The sequence below is a fragment of the Phosphitispora fastidiosa genome, from assembly GCF_019008365.1.
Classification (GTDB): Bacteria; Bacillota; Thermincolia; order Thermincolales; family UBA2595; genus Phosphitispora; species Phosphitispora fastidiosa.
The window spans coordinates 1-719 of record NZ_JAHHUL010000057.1; the positions used below are offsets into that span (position 1 = coordinate 1).

The 719-nt window shown below is 53.1% G+C and carries 1 pseudogene; it reads left to right on the plus strand.

Annotated elements, in window-relative coordinates:
• A pseudogene (locus tag Ga0451573_RS18905) lies at window positions 1-719 on the plus strand (hypothetical protein); the annotation flags it as partial.

The following is a 719-nucleotide window of genomic DNA, read 5'->3' on the forward strand; positions in this document are numbered from 1 at the left end:
GAACTGAAGGTTGTCGCCGACCCGGAGAATCAGCTTAAAGATGTCAACAGAAATAACAACACCGCAGTTAAAACGGTCTATATCAGGGAACGCAGTCTCCCGCCAACTGAGTGTGAGGCTCTCTCCAGCAAAACCTCAGGAACCTGGACTGAAAGCTACCGGATAATCACCGGTCACCGGGAAGACGACACCCACAAGTGGGCCACCAGGACAGTAACCTATAATGAGAATCTTGCGGTTGATATAAAGCTGAACACAAAACAGGGCATTCCCACTAACCCGGCAAACCCTCGTCCAGAAGACCGGGAAAGCCGCGGCAGTTGGGAGATAATCCCCTGGGCACAAGCCAATGGGCTGGACCCCAACAAGGTAACCAGGGCAGGCTACGGCTTTGAGCTTAAAGTCGAGACAACCTACTGGACGGATTACGAGACCAAGGTGCCTGACGGCCTGCATAACACAGCCACACCCAAAGGCGGGGTATTATATGGTCCCAAGTCAGTCAGGGCTGAGTTCTGGGATACCAGGAACAACTCGGTGGAAATAGTGGAACTGGAACCTGTTGCCGGCAATTCAGGCGGCAAGAAGGTCACCTGGGCCCTGCCGGAGACTAAACACACCTTTTCAGACGGGACACAGGCCTGGGAGAGAAAACACTATGTTGGTATCGGCACAACTGACGGGAGATACTCTGTGGTTGTGCACATAGACAGTGTTGG